The 231-nt window shown below is 49.4% G+C and carries 1 protein-coding gene; it reads left to right on the top strand.

Translation table 11 applies throughout. The annotated features are described in order from the left end of the window. The coding region (locus R0J87_RS25265; protein WP_498889767.1) for a diguanylate cyclase domain-containing protein at window positions 1–231 on the top strand (231 nt) is incomplete at both ends.

The raw sequence follows: 231 nt of genomic DNA, 5'->3' as shown, positions 1-231 counted from the left end.
CGAAATGTCTGTCGGTACGTGGGAAACGGAGAAAGGCATTTTCTTCAGCAGCATTCTCCGCGATATCACCGAACGCAAAGCATCCGAAGACAAAATCAATGATTTGGTGTATTTGGACCCTTTGACCGGTTTACCGAACCGCCGCTTATTCAATGACCGCCTGGATTCGCTGCTGCGCCAAGCGGATGAACGCGGCTTTAACTTCTCACTGTTCTATATGGACCTGGACAA

The sequence above is a fragment of the Halomonas sp. SIMBA_159 genome, assembly GCF_046536035.1.
Lineage (GTDB): Bacteria > Pseudomonadota > Gammaproteobacteria > Pseudomonadales > Halomonadaceae > Vreelandella > Vreelandella venusta_A.
Note: the sequence above shows the minus strand (reverse complement) of the source record. Positions and strands in the feature narration are given on the sequence as shown.